We start from the raw sequence: 24,149 nt of genomic DNA, 5'->3' as shown, positions 1-24,149 counted from the left end.
AATCTGCTTACATTTGTCTGTGTGGCTTATAGTAGAGAAGGAATTAAATCAAACACGTTATGGGTAAACCACTGAAGAGACACCCGGCACTGGTGCCACTTTCTCAGGATCATCATTTTGGCTTGTTACTGGTATGGAAAATCAGGAAGGGACTGAAAAAGGAATTAGATACTGATCGTATACTTAAATATATCGATTATTATTACAGCGAACACCTGGAGCCACATTTCCAATTGGAGGAGCGTCATATTTTTTCCTTCCTGGGCCGAAATGACCTGATGCGGAAGGAAGTGGAAAAACAACATGCGGATTTAAGGGAGCTCATTGAGGAATTGTATAAAGAGCAGGAGGAAGTGAACGCGCTTTTAGAAAAATTTGCAGGCGATTTAGAAGCACATATCCGTTTTGAAGAGAGGAAACTTTTTCAACACATGCAAGTGGAACTCAAGGAAGACGAGCTTCTTGAAATGAAAGGAATTGTGGACCGGATCCATGAAAAAACAACAGAAAAATGGCAGGATCAATTTTGGGCAAATTAAATAGAAAAGATGTTTTCGAAAGCATGTGAATACGGTATCAGGGCGGTGATCTATATATGGTCCCAGAGCAAAGAAGGCAATAAATTAGGGGTAAAGGATATCTGTAAGGAGATAGATGCGCCTGAATATTTTACTGCCAAAATTTTGCAGGCCCTGGCCAGACAGAATATCGTCAGTTCTACCAAAGGGCCCAATGGAGGATTTTACATAGATAAGGAGCAGGAAAACATTCATTTGATGGATTTGGTGGTAGCCATAGATGGAGACAAACTCTTTAATGGATGCGGGTTGGGATTGAAACAGTGCTCAGCAACCAATCCCTGTCCCATACATCATGAATACAAGGAAATCAGGGAGGGATTGGCCAGGTTACTCAAGACAAAAACACTCAGAGAACTGGCAGAGGAAGTGTCCAGTGGCAAAGCTACCTTGCATTCCGTCATCTAAGGCAAGTTTAGTTCAATCAATAAAATTGGTTAATAGTGGGGCAGAAGGTAAAAATAGAGGATATTGAGCAAATCAGGAGTTTGGTGGATAGTTTTTATGATAAAGTAAAAACCGACCCCATTTTGGCACCTATTTTTGAACAAAGAATCAAAGGTGATTGGGGCAAACACCTGGATAAAATGTATCGGTTTTGGCAAACGGTGCTGTTGGAAGAACACACCTACTATGGCAGCCCTTTTACGCCTCATGCCAGCATGCCGGTAAATGAACAGCATTTTGAGCGCTGGCTGGAGCTTTTTAATGCTACTGTCAAGGAAAAATTTACAGGAGATAAGGCAAAAGAGGCCATTTGGCGAGCAGAAAAAATGGCCATGATGTTTCAGGCCAAAATAAAATATTACCGCGAAAATGAAATTTATCCTTTAAAATAAGGGGCCTTTATGGCCCGCTTACTTCGATTATTTTTTTGACAATTTCATCGTTCTGTAGTCCCAATCCCTCTTTCTGGAATCGCAATACACCCTGATCATCAAATACACTGATGATATTGGAATGTGAAAAATCCATGGGGTCAATTCTTTTGTATTTCATGGAAAGGATATTGGCAAAATCCCTTACTCCTGCTTCCGTCCCTTGTAGAAAAAGCCATTGCTCTCCATCCATTTGGTTGGCTTTAGCAAACTGTTTTAATTTCTCAGGACTGTCGTTAAGGGGATCGATACTTACCAATACGTATCTGGGTTGCCGGGAAACATTTGGATTTGTCTTTTCCTCAATTTGTCGCATATCGGCCACTAATCTGGGACAAGCGGTTTTGCAGGCGGTGTAAATCATTACCACCACCAAGGGCTGCCCCTTAAGGTCCATGAAAGAGATTTTTTTTCCATCCTGGGTATTCCAATCTGAAGGAAGGTGGTAAATGGACATGTCATGCAGCTCCTCCTGTTCCACATTTAAGTTATTTTGAAGGCTGTTGTCATTGCTGCAGCAGGATAAAATACCTGCAAGGCAGCACAAAAGGATTGAATTTTTCATTTGTTCCAAGGGTTAAGCGATGTTTTTTTACTTTTTTATTGAAGTTTGATCCTTTCCGGGAGGCATGTTTTTGGCACATCTGAAACCTAAGGTTGACAGGCTATTCCGGGCATTGAGACTTGAACGCATGGCATAACGCATAAAGGCGGCATAGTTCATCAGGTCATTGGCACCCAGGGCACCACTGGCACAAAAGAGTCCCAGGTCTGTATTGCCATAATTGCGGGACTCCCCGGTCAGGATAATGGCATTGAAATCCATGGTCCACTCCCAAACTATACCGTGCAGGTCCGCAACTCCCCATATATTTTTCCCCTGATTTCCTACTTGTTGCAGGTAAGTTTTTGGTTTTTCGTAGCTGCGTAAAATGGCCAGGTTAAACAGGCTGTCTTTCCTGGCATCCTTCAGGGAAGCACTTGCCATTGCAACATACTCCCATTCATCCACCGTTGGAAGACGTTTGCCCTGACATTCACAGTAAGCCTTGGCAGCAAACCAGGAAACATGGTTTACAGGACTGTTCTTCAGCGATTGGGGAAAAGAGAGGTCTCCATCCCAAAAATCCAGGTATCTTTGATCCGCAAAGAGGCCAATTACTGCTGATTTTCTCCATTTGGGATTTTTTTCTACAAAATTCAGGTAATCCAAATGGGTTACAGGTACAGGGTCCAGATAAAAATCAGCTACCTGTACCTGTGTTTGGGAAGCCCCGTATAGCGGGGTATACACCCCGCCACTGATCGGAACCATCATTTCCTCCTGTGCATAAAGGCCAACAGAGAATAAAAATAAAGCCGCTATGGGGATTGTGATTTTCATTTTCTTCTGCTTTTCACCATTTCCGGACTCACCAGGGTGCCATTGTTATTCCAGCTATTGTATACATAAGTCAATACATTGGCGACCTCTTCATCGCTGAGCTGCTGGGCGGGCATTATACTATTGTATTTTTTACCGTTTACTTCTATTTCACCGGAAAGGCCAAAAAGTAGCGCATCAATGCTGCGGTTTACATCTTCATTCAGGAAATCTGATTGGGCGAGTGGAGGAAAGGCATTGGGAATCCCCTCTCCATTGGATTGGTGACAGGCAAAGCAGGCTTGCATGTACATCTTTTTACCCGCCTCAATTCTATCTGATTTGCTCAGGTCTTTTGGAACTTCTATATTCAGTTCACTTTCGGGCATGTTCTGAATTACACTACCTTCAGGCAGGTAAATGCCTTCCATGATTTCACCGGCAAATACTTTTGGATTTTCTTCTCCGCTTACCGCCAATACTCCCAATGCACCTTTATTGAAAGCCCTGAATATGGAATGATCTACCAAGACCAGGTTAGAAGGAACATCAGCCACGAATTCCAGGATAGCTGCTCCACCAGCAGGAACCAGGGTGGTCTGCACATTGGTATTGATCTGACTGCCTCCTTCCACATACACTTTATCAAAAATTTCACCGATTACATGGAAAGAGGAGGCAAGGTTGGGTCCACCATTTCCAAAGAAAATCCTAATGCTTTCTCCTGTTTTTGCCGTCAGGGCATTTTCTCCTGAAAGTCCAGTGACACTGCCGTTGAATACCACGTAATCAGGATTCTCATCAATGGCCTTCTGCATGTTAAATGGTTGCAGACCGGCCTGCCCAAATTTCCCCTCTGTATAAAAATCTCCCTGCATGACATAGAATTCTTTGTCTACCGGAGGCAATCCACCCTCAGGCTCTACCAATATCAGCCCGTACATCCCATTGGCTACGTGCATGCCTACCGGGGCAGTTGCACAATGGTAAACATACAAACCGGGATTGATGACTTTAAAAGAAAAGGTTTTTTCCTGACCAGGTGCTACAAAAGAGGCCTCTGCTCCTCCGCCCTGACCGGTTACCGCATGCAGGTCAATGTTGTGGGGAAGTTTGTTGTCGGGATGGTTTTTGATTTTGAATTCTACCAAATCACCTACCCTGGTTCTTACAAAAGAACCCGGTACCGTCCCTCCAAAAGTCCAATACAGGTAAGTCACTCCATCTGCCATTTCCGCTTCCTTTTCAATGATTTCCATTTCCATGTAAAGTTTTTTTGCAGGCCGGTTTCCTACCGGGGCAGGTACCAGGGGCGGACTTGTCAATTCAGCTACTTCTTCTCCATAAATCTTGATATTGGCATATTCATCGGCACTTCGGGAAAAGTATTTTTTCTTGCCCTGCTGCTCCGTCCCACAGGAAAAAGTGCCTCCGATTAAAAATAATATAAAAAGATATTTTAATCTTTTTATTGGGTAAATTTTTTCTTTCGTCTTCATGTCCTTTATTTTTTTAGCGATTAAAAATGCTTACAGAACTTTTTTTAATTGTTTGTTGCCGTAAAAATAGGCTCGGAAACACAAGCAGTACCTAACTTTTATTAGAATAATAAATGACTGTTATCAGTTAATTGTAAGGATTAGCCTGGTAAAATTCCCCCTTATACATTAATTTTCAATGTATTTTAAATCTCAGAAAAATCAAGCTTTATTTAACTATCATTTAATGGCCTTCCAATCATGAAATTCTCACAATGTGTTATTTTTTTTGTTGTATCTCTTTTCTTAACGCATCAGGTGCCGAGCTTTGCCCAATCTGGAAATTCCCTATTGTTTCGGGAAGATTTTAAGGAGATTCCCGCTCAGACCCCCATTACTCAGGAACACCTGGCGAACAGTGAATTAATATTACATTTGTACGGCGCAGCCAAACAGCAACTGAAGAAAAGTAATCATCCGGAAATCCCAAATGACCCATTTTATGTTTGGTCAGGTACCTGTGAGGCCAATTGGGCCATGGCCCTTTCCTGGCAGGACAAATCGGTGGATTTGAGCCATGGCGGAAAAATCAGGTGGAAGAGCAGGCAATCTGGTTTTCGCCAACTTCGGTTGGTCCTGGAATTGGCAGATGGAAGCTGGATTGTGAGTGAGGATCATGTAGGAGAAACCAGGGATTGGGTTATTTCTGAATTTGAAGTTGGTAAAATGAAATGGCGGAAGCTGGATATGCAGTCCATCATTGAGGGGAAAACTGTAGGGGATCCTGACCTTTCAAAAGTGCTCAAAATAGGCATTTCTGACCTGATGGTTGGGGGAGGGACTCCTGCAAGCTCCCGGCTGGATTGGATTGAGGTTTATGGGAAATAGTAAATATTTCCAACATTCAAATGACGATTTTTTTCCGGTCTACTTCTTTCCATCTCTTAAACGAGATGATGGCGAATATGGAAATGACAATTAAAACCGCCACTACTACAAAAACCCACTGTGGTACCGGTACCGGATCGCCTGCGGCATAGGAATGTAAACCGGAAAGGTAGTAGTTTACACCAAAAGAGGTCATGATTATGCTGGAGAAAGCCCACAAGCTGGCCAAATTATATACCAAGGCATTTTTTAAAGCAGGAACCAACCTCAAATGAAGCACAAATGCATAGACAATAACCGAAATCAATGCCCAGGTTTCTTTCGGATCCCAGGCCCAGTACCTACCCCAGCTTTCATTGGCCCATACCCCGCCCAAGAAGGTGCCGATGGCCAGTAAGAATAAACCTGATGTAAGTGCAAGTTCATTCACGATATTCAATTCCAAAAGGCTATTCCACCACCTTTCTTTCGGCTGTTTAGGTTTAAAAATCATTAGCAAAAGGGCCAGCAGTGCCATAATTGCAGCCAAGGCAAGGGGAGCATAACTGCTTACAATAATGGCTACATGTATTTTAAGCCAATAGGAGTGCAATACGGGCATCAGGTTGGTGATTTCGGGATTTAGCCAGTCCAGGAAACCCACAAACAACAGGGTTCCCGAAAACAGCAAACCCAGGGGTATGGTGAATTTTGATTTGCCCGAAAAAATCAAACTAAAAAAAAGAATACCCCAGGCCACAAAAACCAACATTTCAAATCCATCACTCCATGGGGGATGTTGGGCAATGTACCATCTTAAGGCCAGGTGAAAGGTAAATAAAATCCAGCCCGTCCAGGCAAAGACCTGCCCGACTTTCCAGAGGGTTTGCATGATTTTTTGTTGCCAGAATAGTTGGAGTATACCGAGAATAAGCATCAAAGCACCCAACAACCAAAATGGTCCGAATAAACGGGTTCCCAGGTTGAGCTGATTATACAAAAGTTCAGCCTGAATAAGCTTTTCTGATGGGTAAACTTCTTTACCTGCCTCCTTTTGGTATAAGGCTATATAAGACAGTGCTTCTTCCGCTTCCTGCCATTCGCCATTTTGCAGGCCTGTTTGTAATCCTGACAAATATAACTGCCCGATGTTTTTAACAAATCTGGCATCCTCTGCTGTAAAACCCTGATTGAACTCATTGCTGGTGTACCAGGTTTGGTCGGCATCCAGTTTATTGGGGTAGATACGCAAAAAATCACCCGTTAGTAAAGCATAGAAAATATTAAAACGCTCATCGATTTTGAGTAGCTCTTTGTCAGATTCATTTCTTTCGGCAGGTTTCAGCCGGTTGGCCCTTTCCACCATTTCATTGAGCAAATAGGCTCCCTCCTCATTGATAAAATCCCGGAAACTGATTTTTTCATCAGGGGAAACATTCAAAATCTCAAAAACTTGACGCGCCTTTTTAGGGTCAATTTTAATAACCGGACTCCTGCTCATCAGCTCCGGATTCAATTGTACGGCCAGAAGAAACTGTTCCGGTGTGAGCTGTAGGTCTGAAATTTCTCCTTCAATTGAAAAATAACTTTTTCCGCTCAGTTTTCTGGAAATTTCATGAGCCAGGGTGTTCAGCGGTTTCATTCTCCCGTCGATATCCTGGACGATTAATCTTCCATAAGCGTCCGCCTTTTCCTTAGGCACCAGAAGCGATTCCACTTGTTGGTTATGCTGCGCATGGATCAGTTGGGAGATTGAAAAAAGGAGAAGAACCAAAACTCCCCGTTTTTTCAGCGTAGTAAGCTTTTTGTTGAGCAATTGAAACCTGCTTCCCTTTGCAAAAAGCGTCAGGAACATACCCAGCGCCAGAAGTCCGTATCCCAAATAAGTAATGAGAGTGCCCGGCCGGTCCTGATTTACGGATAAAATGGTTCCCTGTTCATCGTTGTCATAGGAGGATTGGTAAAATCGGTAACCTTTATAATCCAATACATTATTCATATATATCCTGTAGGGAAATTCCCGCTCCTTATCCATGACCATCACTTCTGAGGCATAACTTGAGGGACTCTGACTACCGGGATATCTTTCCAATTCAAAGGCATTGAGGTACAATTGGAAAGGCAATTCAATGGCTTTGGGCCCATAGGTAAAGCTGTATTTTTCTCCCTCAAACTCAAATGGAAACCAGGTAGGTTCCATAGATACCAACTTGATAAAACCCGATTGTATGGGCTCGTTTTCCTTATTCATTACACTGAATGCAATGTAGTCCGGTAAGTTTTTGGCCAATTCGGGGTTGGGTTCAGGTTGATAATCCAGGCGAACGTTTTCTTCAATCTTTTTGATCATAAATGCTCCCCCGTCCCATTGATATAGGCTTCGCAGTTGTAGTGGCGCCTGCTCTCCCTCATGCAACGCACCCATCTGCTGGTTACTCATTTCCATGATTTGCAGGTGAACTTTGGTTTTGATAAACCAGCCTTCTTCATTTTTCCCAATGCAAATGGGGCTTTGGCAATTTTTTGCGCTGGACAAAACCATATTGTTTAACAGGATTTCGCCTCCTTGCTTTAACTTGTAATCCTCCCGGCCTTTCCCCACAGCTACTGCCATATCGATATAAGTTTCCTCGCCCTTTTCAAATACCTCCCTTGCACCACCAATATATCTTTGAAGGCGAACGATCAATTCCGGGCTTTGGGGAAAATTGACAGGGAAATCTTCCGCATCAAAATTTTGGGCAATGAATTGCAGGGGTTTCTCAAACACCTGTCCTTCATCTAGTTGCCTGAGCTGGAGGTAGTGGGAAGTGGTATATAGGGTGTTTTCTGCTTCCCCTTCCCGGATATGCATGGTTCCTTCTACACTGAAATATCGGGTGACTCCCGCTCCTGTTATTATGAGAATGAAGGCCATATGAAACATGCCGATCGGCCACCTGTTCCGGTGAAAAAGCCTGTATTTTTGAATATGACTGATAAAGCAAAACCCCAACCAGACCATCAGAATTTCAAACCACCAGGCTTCATACACCAAACCTCTGGCTACTTTGGTGCCATGATCATTTTCAATGAAGGTGGCCACCCCCATAGACCCCGCAAATAGGATCAGCAATAAAAGGGATACTTTTGTAGAAAAGAGGTAGGAAAAATATTTCATTGACTCAAAACAATATACCAATAAATTTATTCGGCATGGTAGGCCGGACGATCAACATCAGGTAAGCCCAGTTTTGGTTGTTTTTGAGTGATCCGTTAGCTTGGATAAGCTCCATGGTATCGGTATGAAAAAACTGGCTGTAGCCGCCCTGCAGGGAAATGGCCTGATTAAAGACCAAGCCGAAGGAAAGGTCTATTTCGGTACCCAAACGTTTATCCATCAATTCTCCTGACACGAAATTCGTATACACGTCCGCATAGCTGGAAAAAAAGTGAGCATCAGTTTGGATGAAAAAGGAGGGGTTAAAGTCGTGTCGTCCTTTGAGGTATATATCCTTTAAGCCTACATTGTTTTCATGGGTACCTCCTACGTAAAAAAGGTCCATGTAGCCATTATAGAGGTGGTTGGTTCCATATAAAGGGGAAAAGGATTTGTTCTCCGATAAATCATTGGTAGGGGTACCGCTGAGTATTTCTATTCCCGCAGCAAACCTTAGTTTTTTGCCTTCACTTTCCAGCGGGACTTGTTGGCTGGCCTGTAAATTTACGTCAAAACCGTTGGTAGTACGGCCCATACCATCTTTACCCAATTGGTGGTAATAGAATCCGCTCAACAAGGTTTGCTTGAATTGGTATTTGAAGGTAGGTATGCCTATGGTTTGTCTGTGGTATACCCTATCTGCAATCACAGTGCCCACATTATCTCTTTCTATGTATTGTCTGCCATCATTCCAGAACAAAAAGGACAGGTGCAGGTTTTCCCACTTGTTTTCATACCGGAACATTTGGGCATATTTGTATTGGTTGCCTGTATTGAACAGGTTACCTGAGAGCTGCGCCCCATCCTGATTGTATCCTGCACCAAAATGAATTTTTCGGTTTCCCTGTTCCTGTTTGACCAGGGCGAAATCATGCGCCCTTCCCTGCAGGGCCCAATCCAGGTTTCCCAAAAACCTGAAATTGTCATAATTGAGTTCTTGTCTACCTAATTTAATCTTCCAGTTATCACCGATGGGCAATTCTGCATAAGCCTCGTGGACGGAAAGAAAGGTGTCCGAAAGTTTTACCTGTGGGGTGTTGCCCCAGATCCTGATGTCCTGTATGCTCATGTAAAAATCCACCGGATCCGACTGGTAGCTGGCCTGTAGCCTGGCTCTTTGGGCAATAAATCCGGCCGGCGATTGTCCCTCGGAAATCAGCCTGCTGAATCCGTTTCTGAATTCACTACGCTGTATCAATTGCCCATCCAGGTTAAACTGTGCAAATAAGGGTTGGAAAACCATCAAAAAGGAAATTCCGAATAAAAAAATCAAAGGTTTTTTCATGGTGTAGGTTTTAAATCATGTAAAATCAGGCAGCTGCTTTCTTTTGTTAAAGTGCCGTAAGTTTATGGTTATTGTAGTTTCTGGAGTGTTTTTTTATCGGGAGCTAATGGTTTCCACCTCTTTTTTAGCTTCCCTTTCTTTGCCTTCTTTCAACCATTTGGGCACCACTTGTTCCAAAAATGTTTCTTTGGCTGCCTCTTCTTTGGCTATATCCAGGCCGATGTACGCTTGCAGCGCATCTTTGTCGGTAAAATCCGGCATGTCTACTCGTTGGTTGAAGCCCATACTTGCCAGTAGTCTGGCCAGTTCGATTCTGGTATCCTGTATGATGCCCGTGGCGGAGGTGACGATGCTGCTGGTTTCAAGAGGGGCATGAAAGGCTGCCCCATGAGAGGCTACGGAATAGTCCCAGCGCCATTGGGCATGTCGAATACCCTGTAGTATATTTTGCATATCCCCTTCCGTGGCTCCCAGTTCCCATGCTTTAGCTGCTTCAATGTGGGCCATGGCGATCAGTCTTTGCAACTTGGAGGTACCAGCTTTTATTTTTCTCTGCCGTTCATAAACATCTGTTACCAGGTCTGATTCCTTTTCCCTGTGGCAGACAAAGCAGGAATTTTCAACATTGCTTAAAGGAGAGCCAATATGGTGATCGGTAAATTTTTGTCCCCCTTCTGATTTGTAGGGCATGTGGCAATCTGCGCAGGAAACGCCTCTTTTGGCATGTACTCCCAAAGAATAAATTTCATAATCTGGGTGCTGGGCTTTGATCATTTTTGCTTTGCTCAGGGGATGCGTCCAGTCTGCAAAATCAATATTGTCATAATATTCCTCCACTGATTCCACATCCATTCCATCTTTCCAGGGGAAGGTCAGGTATTGGGCATTTTCTTTTCCCGGGATGGACTTGTCGAAATAGTATTCCACGTGGCATTGGGCGCAGACCAAAGAACGCATTTCCTGATGGGAGGCCTGGTTGATGTCTTTTCCCATGGCCTCATAGGCTTCTATAAGCGCAGGCCGGGTAATGGTCAGGTTCATGGTTTCCGGATTGTGACAATCTGCACAACCTATAGGATTGATTACCTCAGCGCCAAAATCCGACCACTTTTTACTGTAATATTCAGTAACCCCGACTTCGCTCATCAACCTGGGCACATCGGGACTTTTACATGTCCAGCAGGTACTGGGCATGGGACCTTCTCCGGCTTCCATGGGAGCACCAGTCCTGAGCGTTCGGTGAATATCGTCTACTGCATAGGCATGACCTCTTGGGTGGGAATAATCTTTACTGAAACCATAACCGGCCCATAAAATAACCATTTCCGGATTTTCCTTCAATACATCTTTATTGCCACTGGTATTGTACATGCTACTAAAGGTGGTGTCTGCTGTTTTTTGATAGGATTGGTATTGCCGGGGATAATTCAATCCCCATACAGAATCTCTGGGTTCAATACCTTCAATTTTCACTTTGGGTTGGTAAGCAAAGCGGGCTTCGGTTTTTCTGTCCATGATGGTGTAAGCCAACATGGCCAAAAGAAAAACAATGATAGCAGTAATTCCAAAAAGCATCCAATTTTTCATAACCTGAGCATTTATTTTTGTTCATTTTTTTGTTCCATGCTTTCTTTCAGCCATTTTGGAATTATTTCCAGATCTGCCGGTGCATGGGCCCGGATAGGCTCAATTTGATGACCGGTGGCGGAAAGGCTTTTCACTCTTCCATGGGGTACTTCCCTATGACATTCCCAACAGGTTCTGTTCGTTCTTTTTTCCTGGTGACTTTCTACAAAACCAATCATTTTGGCATCCGTAACCTGGTCCTCATGGCAGCGGATACAATTGTTCTGTATGACCCTGATAGAGGGGCCAAGTGCTTTGATCACTTCCGGTTCTGCCCGCATGGTAAAGATAGAGGCATGGTACAACCCATCTTTGGCTTTGAAAAAATACTTGTTAAAAACATTGTTATGGGGCACATGGCAGTCATTGCAATGGGCCACTTCCCGATGAGAACTATGGTTCCATGTAATGTATTGCGGTGTCATGATATGACAGTTGACACAGGCCTGAGGATCATCCGACAAATAGGAGGCAGCGTTGCTCAGTTTTAACAGGTAAATTCCTAACCCGAAAATCGCAGCTACTAAAACTGTAGCCGCAGGTCTCCATTTATGGGGAGGCACCAGGCTGAACCTAAAAAGGAATCTTTTAAATTGATTGCCAAAGGCCATAAATAATTTTAGTTTACATTAGATCAAGGTGTTATTTACAAACTTTATTTGCTTACAAATTTTAGATGTATATTATCGGATTCCCATCATTAATTGTAATTTACAAAAAATTAAATTTTAGAAAAATAATAGAACAAAGTAATTTTATTGTTTTCCGAATAAACCGAAACTGCGCAAATGATTTTGTGTGAATGCTTTTCACTGGTATTTTATCCTGATTGTCCCAATAAGTATGGCAGGGACTGATTTTATTTTGAGAATATATTCAAATTTTTTATCCGTTTTTATTGCTATGTGACACATTTTTATTAGGTTTAAGAGAATTTGGGGGATTTTAAAAAGCAAAATCGTCCATTTTCCAAAATATTATAGCTGTTAGTCAGTTTAAAATAAACCCAATATGAAGGATCCTTACAGGATCCTTCTTTTTTTTGGTTAAAAATTAAACCTGTTTTTAAAAAAAATACTAAAAATTAATAAAAATAAGTTTCTTTTTGTACCAGTAAATTAATATTCAACAGATTCAGTGGCATAGATTGTCTTGGAGATACCGGTATCAGGTAGAAAAACAGGTTTTAAAGGATTTGGGAGGTGTTTTTTTAGTAATCAAAAAATAAAGCAAGGATAATAGCACTTGTTTGGAAATCAATTTTATCCGATCCGCTCTTTCCACCTATTGTAAATTTTAGCGATTGGATCTTTTTAAATAAATCTCAATGACAATTGTGCGTCTCAAATACCAAATGCCAAACCACTAGAACTACCCTGGTAATAGAAAGATAAGTATAAAAATAAAAGATGAATAGGATTTATCGGGTAGGCCTGCTGTCCAATGGATTTCAGCTGACAATCCATTGATAGGAAATCCCGGCCAATACCCCCATTACAATGATCAAAGGAGAGGGGATTTTGCTGAATTGCAATAGAGCAAAGGTACCAATTATGGCCATGATATTAAAAAGGTTGTTATCCAGAGGTTCGAAAAGCAGGTATGCGGCTGCAATCAACATGCCACAACTTACAGCGTTGATTCCTTCCAAAGCTGCCCTTACCGGCCGGTATTTTTTAAGCTCATCCCAAAAACGAATGATAAAAAATATAAGGAATGTCCCGGGAAGAAAAATTCCTGCTGCAGCTATCAACCCACCTGTAATCATGCCTGTAGCACCCATGTCTCGCATGGATAGGGCTCCAATGTAGGAGCTGATACTGAATGTTGGTCCCGGAATACTTTGAGAGATGGCATATCCGGTAAGAAATTCTTCCGAGGTCAGGTAATTTTTAAACTCTACAAATTCGGTATAGAGATAAGGCACCAATACCTGACCTCCGCCAAAAATCAGGCTTCCGTTTCGGTAAAAGTTTTCAAAAAGCCTGACTGGCAATAATCGGGTGTAGTGCCCCAAGACTGCAGCCGCGATCAGTACCCCGGCCCATAAGATGAAGTTTCTCCAGGATATTTTAATTTTTGATTTTTCTGTAATGACGGGTTGCTTGTTGTAATTGTGTGTGGTGATCAGGCCTCCTATGGCCAACATGATTGGGAAAATGAATGGTGAATTATAAAAAAATGCGACAAATGCCGCAATCATCATGAGCAAAGCCGCTTCAACAGTATGGATCATTTTTTTTATGGTGATTTGCGAAGCATAGATGATGTAGCCTATGGCCATGGGTTGAATAAATCTGGCGAACCCCAGGGCTCCTTCAGTGTTTGCCTGCAGGTACTCGATTAAAAATGCAGTAGCTATCATCAGACAGGTGGCTGGACAAATCCAGACCAAAAGCGAAAGATAGGCAAGGGTAGGTCCGCCTATTTTGAATCCTATAGCTGATATGGTTTGGGTAGAAGTAGGGCCCGGAAGCACCAGGCACAGCGCATTCAGTTCTATCAGATCCTGTTCCGATATATAGCCTCTCTTTTTTACCATCATGTTAATGACCATGGCCAGGAATACCTGGGGCCCGCCAAAAGCAGTAAGGGAAAGCACGAGTACATCTTTCAGATAAATGTAATACCGTACCCTCCTGATGGTTGCCATAAAAATATGTTATTTTTTCAAACCCAATTCTTTTAGCCTTTCTTCCAAAAACTCTCCGGCCGTGCAATCTTCAAAGGATTTGGGAAAATCAGCACTGATGCAATTTTCCAGGCAACTCAGATCCATCTCAGATCTGGGATGCAGAAAAAAAGGAATGGAATACCTGCTACTGTTCATTTTTTCACGGGGAGGATTAACTACCCTGTGAATCGTGGATTTAAGTTTTTTATTGGTCAATCGCTCCAGCATGTCGCCGACATTGACCACCAATTGGTCCGGGAGGGCAGTAATAGGGATCCATTTGCCGTCTCTTCTCAAAACCTGAAGCCCATCGGCACTGGCCCCCATCAGTAGGGTAATGAGGTTGATGTCTCCGTGCTCGGCTGCCCTTACGGCATCTGCCGGGACCTGATCGGGGTTTTCTATAGGAAAGTAGTGAATGGAACGTAAAATAGAGTTGCCGTAAGTAACCTTATCATCAAAATAGGTCTCTTCCAGTCCAAGGTTCAAAGCTATGGCACGGAGCATTAGCTTTCCTGCTTCTTCAATGGTGCTGAAAACCTGTAAAGATACTTCCCGAAACCCAGGCACTTCTGCAGGCCATACGTTGTGCGGGTAATCTTCATTTACTGCATCATCATTGGGAATGTGATCCATGGCCTGACCAACATGGTAAAATTCCTTCAGGTCGCCTGTATTTCTACCCTTGGCATGTTCCTTCCCTTTGCCGGTATATCCTCTCTGGAAGCCAATTTCCGGCTTTTCATATTTGGCTTTCACCTCATCAGGTAAAGAAAAGAATTTTTGGATGGCCGCATACAACTCATCTTGCATGGCCTGGTGAAGGCCGTGGTTTTTGATGGCTACAAAGCCAATATTTTCATAGGCATCCCCCAAGTTCCTTACAAATGCCGCTTTTTTATCCCGGTCGCCGGAAACAAAGTCAGCCAGATCAAGAGAAGGGATTTCATCAAATAATATTTCGCTCATTGACTGGTAATTTGCTGCAAGGTAATTTTTTTTAGGATAAATTTAAATACCATCAAAATTTTAAAAGCCGATTGCCTAAAAATTGCCCTGAGGATAGTAGGCTTGTTTTTTAAAAGAATCCTGGCCCCTTGATAACTGGCCCAAATAAAAGACAGAGAAAAGGAAACAGGCACTTAACCTGTCATGGTCCTTAGTACAGCCAGTGATTTGACCTCGCCGAAACCTTCCATATGGATTTTGTAAAAAAGGAGCCAGTCATCCATCAGCGTACTTTTTATTTTTCCGGGAATAGTTGGTAAGGTATCTGTAGTTGAAAGCATGAGCCGGTCCAGGTAGCTTTTTTTGTCTTCATATGTCTTGCCGGACTGGTTCAGGGGCAGCTGTAGATAGAAGTCAGCTGCATCGCTGGGCTCAAAGCCCAGGAACCGGGAAGTTTTCATCAAGAAAAGTAAGATAAACAAGCCTGGCTGAAAATTTTCACTGTCCAAGGCCGAAATTTCCTCAAACAGGAAATCAAAAAACTGCTCGTTCTGGTAATTGTCGAAAATGATCTTTCCCAGAACCTCTCCTATAAACATACTTATTCCAGACCGGTAAAAATCAAATGGAATCCGGTGAAAAGCCCTGGCGAGTTTTACTTCTGAAAGCCTGTTGATATTGGCGTTTTCTTTTTCATATACCACCAGATCCAACAAGGTCAACGGTTGGAAATGGGCCATTTTGGTTTTGGATTTATCGCTTCTTACACCATTTATCAGGTAAGTCTTAAGCCCCAGGTCACGGGTAAAAATCTTGGTGATAATAGAGGTTTCCCTGAATTTGGTATAATTGATAACTATGCCGGCGGTTTTTTTAAGCATGTATTCCCTGTTTTATGCCTGGTCATCATAGAAACACCGCCTGCATCTGGCTTCATAGCTTTCTTTTTCTCCCAGTACCACCTTCGACTTTTCAGCTGTCAGTCGGTAACTGAAGGAGGCGAGGTCTCCACATTTCATGCAAATGGCATGTACCTTGGTCACATATTCCGCAATGGCCAGAAGTTGTGGCATGGGTTCAAAAGGCTTGCCTTCGAAGTCCATGTCCAGTCCTGCCAAAATTACCCTGACACCGGAACGGGCCAGCTTTTCTGCCACCTGAACAATCTGTTCGTCAAAAAACTGGACCTCATCAATGCCCACCACATCGCAATTGTCTGCCAATAAAAGAATGTCATTCGCAAACTGAACCGGAGTGGAACGGATAATACTTTCATTGTGAGATACCACATTTTTTTCATCATATCTTTTGTCTACCGTGGGTTTAAAAATTTCCACCTTTTGGCGTGCAATAATAGCGCGGTTTAATCTCCTGATCAGCTCCTCTGTTTTTCCGGAAAACATAGAACCACAAATGACTTCTATCTGGCCTTTTTTGCCGGAATAATTTTGGTTTCCTAATGGAGGTTCTAAAAACATTTTTTTGTTAAACGATCATCGTGAGGCCATTCATTTCACCTTCTGAAAGAAAGGATTGAGACCATCATTCATTTTCCGGCCTTCATTTGACGAAATTAAGGGTTTTCTTCTTATTTATGAAAATTAAGGGTTGGGATTAAGGGTATGGGAACAGGAAATCCCTGTTTACATTAAGGATAAAATGCCTAACTTTACTTTTACTTTTAACGGAAAAAACAAGTCAGATGGCAATTCAAAGGATTTTAAATCAAGCATACGCAGACGGGTATTCGGAAGACTTTTCCAAAAAATTATGTGAGGAATATTTTGCCCAGAAGCGATACATGAGTGGTCAGGAAATTACTCAGCTCACGCAATCCAGGCAATTGAATTTAATGCTGATCAAAATTCTTTTTGATAATTGGCAGCAACAGTTGGAGGCCATGGCCCAAAATCCTTATTTTGATTTCAGGGACCATAACGTAGGGGAGGCCTTGACTCAATTTATGAATGCATTGTCCAGGGCCATCAAAATCCAAAAGGAAGATTTTGAGCCTCTGCTGAATAGGGCAGTAAAACTGACCTTACAATTAGCAGCAGATCCGGTAAGTTATTTTGAGCAGGAGTGGACAGGCGCAGCAGCCAAGCCGCCCGGTTATTTCAAGGACCTGGAAAAATACATCAAATGGCATGTAACTGTCTGGCGACCAGTAGCGGCTTCTTTGGAAGATCACCGGGAAGGCTCAGGATGGGTTCAGGAATTGGAAGATGCATTTGAAAACAACCGGTCGACGTTGGATTCGGCCGAAAACCTGCTCAAACCCCTGGATGAGCAGTTGCCGATTGATTGGGAACAATTGTGGACGAAAAAAACTGTAGCTCCCTGGGAAGAAGATACGCAGGAATCAATATCCGATGTGGAAGACAATTCCCCGGAAAATGAACAGCCTGAAGATGAATCGCTTTCCAAAGGAGAGTTGGATGAACCCCTGAATGAAGGCCTTACCGAAATTGACCCTGCATTGGCATGGGCAAAATTTGAAGCAGAAGAGTACACCTATATGAAAGGAAGTATAGGTCACCTGAGAGAAGGAATGGGCATCAATCAACGCATCATGTTTACCAAGAGACTTTTTCAGGGAAATCAGGATTTGCTGGATCAGACCATGGATGAACTCAATGCAGCAGATAGTTTTTTTGATGCAGTGAATTTGCTGAACCAGAGTTTCGTGCATACGCTTAATTGGGATGTGCAATCTGAGGAAGTGCAGGAATTGCTACAGCTGGTTTTCAGAAAGTTTGACGGGGAAGAGGATTGACGGCACTTCAGGCACATTACAGCCAATTTCATGAAGAAACCCTAAAGCATATTGCGAGGGAGGGGTTTTCTTATGACACCGCCTTGCAGGATCCAAAGGATAACAGGAGGGGATTGACCCTGTTGATACGGCCTGACGAAAAATTAAAAGCAAGCTTTGGTAGGTTTATAACAGCCGTGAAAACCACGGATCCGGATCAATATTTCTATCCCCCCGCTGATATCCACCTGACCATCATGCCGATAATTTCCTGTTACCCTGGATTTAACAGGGAATCCCTGGACCTGTCTGGTTACATTTCACTTATCCGCAAGGCCCTGAATCCTGTCAGAAAAATCCAAATCAGGTTTGACGGAGTCATGGCTTCCCCTTCCTGTCTCCTGATTCGGGGTTTTCCGGTCAACAGTGAACTGGAACATTGCAGGGAAAACCTGCGGGCTGCCTTTGCAACTACTCATTTAGAACAATCTCTGGATAAAAGATATAAATTGATCACGGCGCACAGTACGGTGATCCGGTTTCAGCAAAAAGTAAATCAACCGGACAAGATTTTAGACATCCTGGAGCAGTTTAAAGATTATTTTTTTGGAGAACAGGTGTTTGATCAGGTAGAATTTGTTTTTAACGACTGGTATCAGCGGAATGAAATGGTCAAAACCTTACAATACTTTCCTTTGAAGTACTGATTTGCTTTCTGGGAAGGTTAATTTGAAACTTTCACATTGTCAATATAAAACAATCCCAAAGCCTCTTTTTCATCTGCCCCGGGCAATGGAGGAACAGGATCTTCATTGGGCGTTTTTCTGTTGGGAAGGTTCCGGTAAGGACCTGTCCGAAAGGAAATCCTTTCTACCGATTTGACTGCCTCGGTCAGCGGGATTTTTTCTGCTACCAACTCCCCGTTCCGGTACAAATTATATGAACCAAAGGGCTGGGCGTCGATTTCAATCCTGATGGTTTGCCAGGTACCGGCTTTTATTTCTCCCATATTTTTTTCAATGTGGCCTGCCATATAGGTTAATTGATTTTCAGGGCTGATTTTAATTCGGATGGGCCGGTTGCCAAACTGGTCCACCACATCCATTTCCAGCAATCCTGCATTTTCCGGAGCGACCATTACTGTCCATTCTACATTGATTTCTTTGGACTCTTTAAAAACCCTTATGGCCCGGGCATAATCGTAGGGATCCTCATCTTTCAGCTCAAGCGACAGACCAGGACCTACAGGATCATTTACAAGGTTTACCGGAGCCCATAGCGGAGCATAGATGTTCCAGTCAGGTACTGCGCCGAATTCTTTCAATTGGTCAAAATCGTCATCCACCGGGCCATAGAAGGTATGGCGGATAGGGGTGGGGACACGGCTGACCCACATGTCTTCCTTATTCATGCTGTAGGTAAGCCACATGTCCCCTCCGGCTGGCCTGCCGTTTCCCGGAACAATTCCCCGCACATAGCAAGGTCCGAAATCCTTCCACCTGCCATAGAATCTTCTGGGCGGGACTTCTCCCTGTACCAGCACCATATCGTCAAATATGATCCCATCGTCTGAACTGATGACAGTCAGTGGATAGCGGTATTCGTCAATATCTATGGGATTATATACCATGGCAAAGCGGCCATCCCGGGTTTGCTGACCCCAGACTTTGCCGCCAGCCATGGTAAGGGTAGGCACTTTTACGGAGGTGGTAAAGTTCTCGCCTCCGTCAGCTGACAGCGCAGTCATGGAGCGTTTCCACAATCCGACAGTTTTACCATCTTTTCTGGTAAAAAATGAGAAAGCCGACCCGTTCCTATCCCCGTTATAGAAGCCATCCAGGCCATTGTCTTCATCCCTCCACTGAAGTGTCATGAGGGTGTTGGCCAGCAATTCCTCGCAAGCTGCAATGAACCCATTGTCGGGAGAGGATTGGTAAAAAGGGAAAGCAGTGTTGCTTTCATCCCAATCGGTATGGCTGCTGTACCGGATAAAGTAAATGGGGCCTAAACTACCATCTTTTTTAATTTCCCTGACTACCCGGCCGATACCCCCCTCCTCAAAAGGATCCTCTGTATGTCCGTAAAAAGCCAGGGTAAGTAGTTTTCCGCTTTTACTGGTATAAAAGCCCATACGCTGATGCATCATATATCCATCGTAACCCTCCGGGATTTTTGTACCTTCCGGTGCCGGATAGGGAGGGAATATTAGCTTGGGAGCTGACCAGCGCCTGCCGTCTTCTGATGTTATCATCAAAGTCTGGCCCGGAGCGATGTGTTCATCTACCGGGTTGCTCAGGTACTGCTGGTAAAATTTCCCCTCCCAGTAGGCAAGGTTGGAGGCATGGTTATAGGTCCACCCATGGCCATCGGCGAGTTCCGGATGTGACCTGTTTACGCGTAAGGTTTGCCTGCTTTCCACCCCAATGGCATACCGCAACCGGCCTTCGTGCCGGTCAGGGTCAATGCTGTTTCCCCCGATATACCTTACCGGCTCGTGCTGACTGCCTGTTTGCGCCAATAAACCCAGAGTGGAGCAGTAAAAAACAGCTATTAGAAATGTTGATGAAAGGCGGAAGGTAAACATGAATTCAAAGTTTGATGAATATTTTTCTTTTGTACAGCAAATAAGCAGGTATAAAATTAATGCCTACAAATAAAAGGGCATAAAGGAGGCTGGCCAGTTTGGAGGAGATGCCTATGCCAGTGATTCCATCCATAAAGTGCATGTTCAGAGACTGTCCCCCAAACCCTATATAATAAAACACCAATGACAACACATCGGCCAGCACATAGACAGTAATGGCATTGGCTCCAAAGATGATGCCCACGCTGGTGCCTTTTTGTTTGCCCAGAATGTCTACCAGAAAATAGCATGCCCCCAATGCAATAAATGCTGTTCCACCGGTAATCAAGGTAAAGGAGCTGGTCCAGAGGTGTTTATTGATAGGGAAAACCTGCGCCCAGAGTAAACCCAGCAATACCAAAGGAAGGCCAATGGCCATCAGGTAGTTGGCTTTTAGATTTCCGTTATTTCCCTCGAGAAGTATTTTTCCTGCCAACAAGCCTAGAATGCCGGTTACGATCGCAGGGAGGGTGCTGAATAGACCTTCAGGATCCCAGGTCCCCTCCCACATTTTTCCGGGCAGGAGGATGCGGTCAATCCAGGCTGCCAGATTTCTGCCGGGTTCAAGCATGACTACTCCCTCGTCCGGAGTGGGAATTAAGGTCATGGCAAGCCAGTAAAAGAACAACAAGCTGCCCGCCAGGTAGGCTTGCTTTTTCCAGTCTGTGTTCAGGAAAAGAAAGGCACAAACCAAAAACACAACAGCAATACGCTGCAATACCCCGGCAATACGCATGTCAGAAAAATCAAAATCAGGAATGAGGTTAAGAAATACACCTACAAGGAAAATTTTCAGGGATCGAACCAGTATTTTTTTATACATTTCATTCTTGGAAAAACCCCCTTGAAGTCTTTTGGTATAGGCAAAGGCAATGGAGACACCGACAATGAAAAGAAAAAAGGGATAAATGAAATCCGTCATGGTAAGACCATTCCAGGAGGCATGAAGGAGTGGGGGGTATACATGGCTCCAGGACCCGGGATAATTAACCAGAATCATGGCTGCAATGGTAAACCCTCTTAAGGCATCCAGGGATATCAATCGGGAAATCGTAGGCTTCATAGAATAAAATTATGTGTTTTTAATAGTCAATTTAATACCTTCAGAGGTAATAATAAGGCTATTTAAATCTTTTGAATTATGAATAAAAGGAATACTTACTTTCTGTTTCTCTCCATTATTATTTTTTTTAACAGCTGCCAGCAAGAGACTTCCTGGCAAAACAGGGTAGAACAGCTTCATTTGGAATGGGAGTTGGTCAGTAACTTTGTTGAAGAGGAAGGGCAGTTTGAAGCACGCTTTATCATGGAAAATAAAGGGGGAGATGCTTTGAGAGATGAGGGTTGGGCCCTGTTTTTCAACATGTCTCCAAGAAGGATTGTAAGTAGTACCCAGGCAGATATTACGCACATCAATGGAGATTGGTATAAGCTTAGTCCCAGGGATGGTTTTTATCTGGGTGCCGGGGAACAACTGGAAATCAATTACACGGGAATTGAAGGTGTCATCAAAGAGACCGATGCACCGATGGGTTTATACATGGTATTTTATGGCCAGGAGGATCAGGAGCTGGCTACCATCCCTGTAAGCAATTGGGAGGTAAGACCCTTTGAAAGGAAAGAACAGTTGCTCCGGGGTGCCATGGATGAGGAAATTCCCTACAGCCCGGCCAGCCAATTTGAAGCCAATGATAAGAGGGAACCCCTCATTTCGTCGGAGCTATTACCCATAATCCCTTCCCCTTACCAGTTGGAAAAAAGGGATGGGGTATTTGAAATTGAAGCCGGAATGACCATTGCCTATCAGGAGGGACTTGAAAATGAAGCAGGCTACCTGAATGAAAAACTGGAAAGTCTTACAGGAGTAAACCTTGGTAGTAATGCGGCAAATGGTGCAAATGCTGCGATTTACCTTAGCCTGTCTGATATCAGGGTGGATGGCAAACAAAAAGAAGCCTACCGACTGGAGATTGACGGGGAGGGCATTTCTATTACCGGAGGAGATGCCGCAGGGGTCTTTTACGGTGTGCAAAGCCTGCTGGCACTGATGGGACCGGAGGTTTACCTGAGTGACACATCAGCTGTAGAAGTGCCTTTCATTTATATTGAGGACGTTCCACGGTTTGGATTCAGAAGTTTACATGTGGATGTCGCCAGGAATTTTCAAACAAAGGAAACCATCAAAAAGGCATTGGATATGATGGCCCATTACAAGTTGAACCACTTCCTGTTTTATACCTCTGAAGATGAGGGTTGGCGGGTAGAAATTCCGGGTTTACCCGAATTGACAACAGTGGGCGCACAGCGGCAGCATGTGGCTGGAATGGATGCGGCAGCCCTGCATCCGGGATATGGTTCCGGTCCGGAAGCCTACGGCAAAGGCAGTCATGGCAGCGGATTTTATACCCGTGAGGAGTTTATAGACATCCTCAAATACGCCAGGGACCGGCACATTACGATCATTCCGGAGTTAAATTTCCCGGGACATGCCCGTGCGGCCATCAAGTCCATGGAGGCCAGGTATTTGAAATTCATGGAAGCGGGGGATGAGGTTGCTGCAGAGGAATACCGCTTGATCGACCCGGCTGACCAATCTGAGTATCTTTCCGCCCAGGCCTATAAGGATAATGTGGTCAGCGTAGTGCGGGAATCTACCTATCGCTTTTATGAAAAGGTAGTAGATGAATTGGCTGCAATGTATGCTGATGCTGGTCTGGAAATGAAAAAAATGCATGCTGGGGGAGATGAAGTGCCTGTAGGCTCCTGGACACAATCTCCTATGGTGGAGGAGTTGTTGGAGGAATCTCCGGGAGATTCACCCAATGCGGAATTGTTGCTTGACGAATTGCCTGTTATAGGAGATATGGATAACCTACAGGCTTTTTTCTTTCGTGAATTATTGAAGCGATTGGAAAAGCGTGACCTGGAAGTCCATGTATGGGAGGAAATGGCATTGAAAAGGGATGAAACAGGCACCTTGCGGCCCAATCCGGAATTTGTAGGAAGGAAGGTCATACCTTATATATGGAACAACATGTTTGATTACCCGGACTTGGGTTACCAACTGGCCAATCAGGGTTATGAAGTGGTGCTTTGCAATGTGTCCAATTTTTACTTTGACCTGGCCTATTCAAATGATCCAGCCGAACCGGGATTGTATTGGGCAGGATTTGTCAATACGAAAAATGCCTGGGCCTTTGCTCCATTCGATTGGTTCAAAACCACCTACAAATCGGGCATGGGCAAGTTATTGGATAGGGAAGAGGATTTCAAGGACATGGTTCGGATAAATCCGGAGGCAAAGGACAATATCATTGGTCTGGAAGCCCAGCTATGGGGAGAGACCGTAAAAGGAGGAGATATGGCCGAATATTACATTTTTCCCAAATTACTGGGCTTTGCCGAAAGTGCCTGGGCCAGAGCGCGGAATTGGGAACAGGAAGAAGACCTGGCCATAATGGATAGGGAAATAGAAAAAGGCTGGAATCGGTTTGCCGGTACCATTGCAGCGAGAGAATATCCTAAATTGGCTCACTGGAACGGAGGATATGCCTATAGAATCGCCCCTCCCGGGGTAAAAATAATTGATGGAAAGTTGCATGCCAATACCAATTTCCCTGGCTTAGAAATCAGGTACACTACAGATAATAGCGAGCCTGATGAAAATTCTAATTTATATCAGGGCCCAATTGAGATGGAAGGTCCTGTAAAGATCAGGGCAATTGACCTTGCGGGAAGGGCAAGCAGAACGCTTATGGTGAGGCCTTGATCCATGTGGGAAAAGCAATTTTTAATAATATTCTGATTGAACGTATTTTTTTACCTTTTTGGAGTATGTTATATGTCTATTATACACATCTGCCGCTGCCGACGAT

Annotated in this window: 20 protein-coding genes; 7 read left to right on the top strand and 13 right to left on the bottom strand. The window is 43.8% G+C overall.

Going from position 1 to position 24,149, the window contains the following annotated elements; genetic code table 11:
• Positions 1-59 precede the first annotated feature (59 nt).
• From HUJ21_RS05510 to HUJ21_RS05500, 3 genes are read left to right on the top strand one after another with little or no spacing between them, the layout of a single operon-like run.
• Positions 60-539, top strand: coding sequence for a hemerythrin domain-containing protein (locus HUJ21_RS05510; RefSeq protein WP_291367953.1), 480 nt, complete (start codon positions 60-62; stop codon positions 537-539).
• Positions 540-548: 9 nt separating this feature from the next.
• Entirely contained in the window at positions 549-986 is a 438-nt protein-coding gene (locus tag HUJ21_RS05505) for an Rrf2 family transcriptional regulator (protein ID WP_291367952.1), read from the top strand.
• Between the two features lie 35 nt (positions 987-1,021).
• Positions 1,022-1,417 carry a group III truncated hemoglobin gene (locus HUJ21_RS05500; protein WP_366483673.1) on the top strand — a complete coding sequence of 132 codons (396 nt, stop codon included), beginning with the start codon at positions 1,022-1,024 and terminating at the stop codon, positions 1,415-1,417.
• A gap of 7 nt (positions 1,418-1,424) precedes the next feature.
• Here HUJ21_RS05500 and HUJ21_RS05495 read toward each other — a convergent pair whose 3' ends face one another.
• From HUJ21_RS05495 to nirK, 3 genes are read right to left on the bottom strand one after another with little or no spacing between them, the layout of a single operon-like run.
• Positions 1,425-2,021, bottom strand: a complete 597-nt coding sequence (locus tag HUJ21_RS05495) for an SCO family protein (protein ID WP_291367951.1) — start codon at positions 2,019-2,021, stop codon at positions 1,425-1,427.
• 27 nt (positions 2,022-2,048) lie between these two features.
• Positions 2,049-2,840 carry a formylglycine-generating enzyme family protein gene (locus HUJ21_RS05490; protein ID WP_291367950.1) on the bottom strand — a complete coding sequence of 264 codons (792 nt, stop codon included), beginning with the start codon at positions 2,838-2,840 and terminating at the stop codon, positions 2,049-2,051.
• The gene (nirK, locus tag HUJ21_RS05485; protein WP_291367949.1) at positions 2,837-4,318 is read right to left on the bottom strand and encodes a copper-containing nitrite reductase; all 1,482 of its coding nucleotides are present in this window, start codon (positions 4,316-4,318) and stop codon (positions 2,837-2,839) included. The genes HUJ21_RS05490 and nirK overlap by 4 nt, the downstream gene beginning before the upstream one ends.
• A 240-nt stretch (positions 4,319-4,558) precedes the next feature.
• Between nirK and HUJ21_RS05480 the strand changes: the two genes are divergently transcribed.
• Entirely contained in the window at positions 4,559-5,185 is a 627-nt protein-coding gene (locus HUJ21_RS05480) for a hypothetical protein (protein ID WP_291367948.1), read from the top strand.
• A 16-nt stretch (positions 5,186-5,201) separates the two neighbouring features.
• On the opposite strand, the gene ccsA is transcribed toward HUJ21_RS05480, so the two are convergent.
• The 8 genes from ccsA to HUJ21_RS05440 form a co-directional block, all read right to left on the bottom strand.
• Positions 5,202-8,324 carry a cytochrome c biogenesis protein CcsA gene (gene ccsA / locus HUJ21_RS05475; protein ID WP_291367947.1) on the bottom strand — a complete coding sequence of 1,041 codons (3,123 nt, stop codon included), beginning with the start codon at positions 8,322-8,324 and terminating at the stop codon, positions 5,202-5,204.
• 4 nt (positions 8,325-8,328) lie between these two features.
• Positions 8,329-9,648: a hypothetical protein gene (locus HUJ21_RS05470; RefSeq protein ID WP_291367946.1), complete on the bottom strand. Its 1,320-nt coding sequence runs from the start codon at positions 9,646-9,648 to the stop codon at positions 8,329-8,331.
• A gap of 93 nt (positions 9,649-9,741) precedes the next feature.
• On the bottom strand, positions 9,742-11,235 hold the full coding sequence (gene nrfA, locus HUJ21_RS05465) for an ammonia-forming cytochrome c nitrite reductase (RefSeq protein WP_291367945.1): 1,494 nt from the start codon (positions 11,233-11,235) through the stop codon (positions 9,742-9,744).
• A gap of 11 nt (positions 11,236-11,246) precedes the next feature.
• A complete protein-coding gene (nrfH, locus tag HUJ21_RS05460; RefSeq protein ID WP_291367944.1) occupies positions 11,247-11,885 on the bottom strand; it encodes a cytochrome c nitrite reductase small subunit in 639 nt (212 codons plus the stop codon).
• A gap of 839 nt (positions 11,886-12,724) precedes the next feature.
• On the bottom strand, positions 12,725-13,927 hold the full coding sequence (chrA, locus tag HUJ21_RS05455) for a chromate efflux transporter (RefSeq protein ID WP_291367943.1): 1,203 nt from the start codon (positions 13,925-13,927) through the stop codon (positions 12,725-12,727).
• Between the two features lie 9 nt (positions 13,928-13,936).
• Positions 13,937-14,917 carry a 2-oxoglutarate and iron-dependent oxygenase domain-containing protein gene (locus HUJ21_RS05450; protein ID WP_291367942.1) on the bottom strand — a complete coding sequence of 327 codons (981 nt, stop codon included), beginning with the start codon at positions 14,915-14,917 and terminating at the stop codon, positions 13,937-13,939.
• A gap of 173 nt (positions 14,918-15,090) precedes the next feature.
• Entirely contained in the window at positions 15,091-15,777 is a 687-nt protein-coding gene (gene recO / locus HUJ21_RS05445; protein WP_291367941.1) for a DNA repair protein RecO, read from the bottom strand.
• 12 nt (positions 15,778-15,789) lie between these two features.
• Positions 15,790-16,374, bottom strand: a complete 585-nt coding sequence (locus HUJ21_RS05440; protein WP_291367940.1) for a thymidine kinase — start codon at positions 16,372-16,374, stop codon at positions 15,790-15,792.
• A gap of 224 nt (positions 16,375-16,598) precedes the next feature.
• Here HUJ21_RS05440 and HUJ21_RS05435 point away from each other — a divergent pair, with 224 nt between their 5' ends.
• Together HUJ21_RS05435 and HUJ21_RS05430 are read left to right on the top strand one after the other, a co-directional pair.
• Entirely contained in the window at positions 16,599-17,672 is a 1,074-nt protein-coding gene (locus HUJ21_RS05435; protein WP_291367939.1) for a hypothetical protein, read from the top strand.
• Positions 17,669-18,358, top strand: coding sequence for a hypothetical protein (locus tag HUJ21_RS05430; protein ID WP_291367938.1), 690 nt, complete (start codon positions 17,669-17,671; stop codon positions 18,356-18,358). The genes HUJ21_RS05435 and HUJ21_RS05430 overlap by 4 nt, the downstream gene beginning before the upstream one ends.
• Before the next feature lie 17 nt (positions 18,359-18,375).
• On the opposite strand, the gene HUJ21_RS05425 is transcribed toward HUJ21_RS05430, so the two are convergent.
• Together HUJ21_RS05425 and HUJ21_RS05420 are read right to left on the bottom strand one after the other, a co-directional pair.
• Positions 18,376-20,235 (bottom strand): hypothetical protein, encoded by a 1,860-nt coding sequence (locus HUJ21_RS05425; protein ID WP_291367937.1) that lies wholly within the window; start codon positions 20,233-20,235, stop codon positions 18,376-18,378.
• Between the two features lie 4 nt (positions 20,236-20,239).
• The gene (locus tag HUJ21_RS05420) at positions 20,240-21,337 is read right to left on the bottom strand and encodes a heparan-alpha-glucosaminide N-acetyltransferase domain-containing protein (RefSeq protein ID WP_291367936.1); all 1,098 of its coding nucleotides are present in this window, start codon (positions 21,335-21,337) and stop codon (positions 20,240-20,242) included.
• A 78-nt stretch (positions 21,338-21,415) separates the two neighbouring features.
• Between HUJ21_RS05420 and HUJ21_RS05415 the strand changes: the two genes are divergently transcribed.
• Positions 21,416-24,043: a family 20 glycosylhydrolase gene (locus tag HUJ21_RS05415; RefSeq protein ID WP_291367935.1), complete on the top strand. Its 2,628-nt coding sequence runs from the start codon at positions 21,416-21,418 to the stop codon at positions 24,041-24,043.
• Positions 24,044-24,149: the final 106 nt, after the last annotated feature.

The organism is Cyclobacterium sp., assembly GCF_014762705.1.
GTDB lineage: Bacteria > Bacteroidota > Bacteroidia > Cytophagales > Cyclobacteriaceae > Cyclobacterium.
This window is presented reverse-complemented; position numbering and strand designations above follow the sequence as displayed.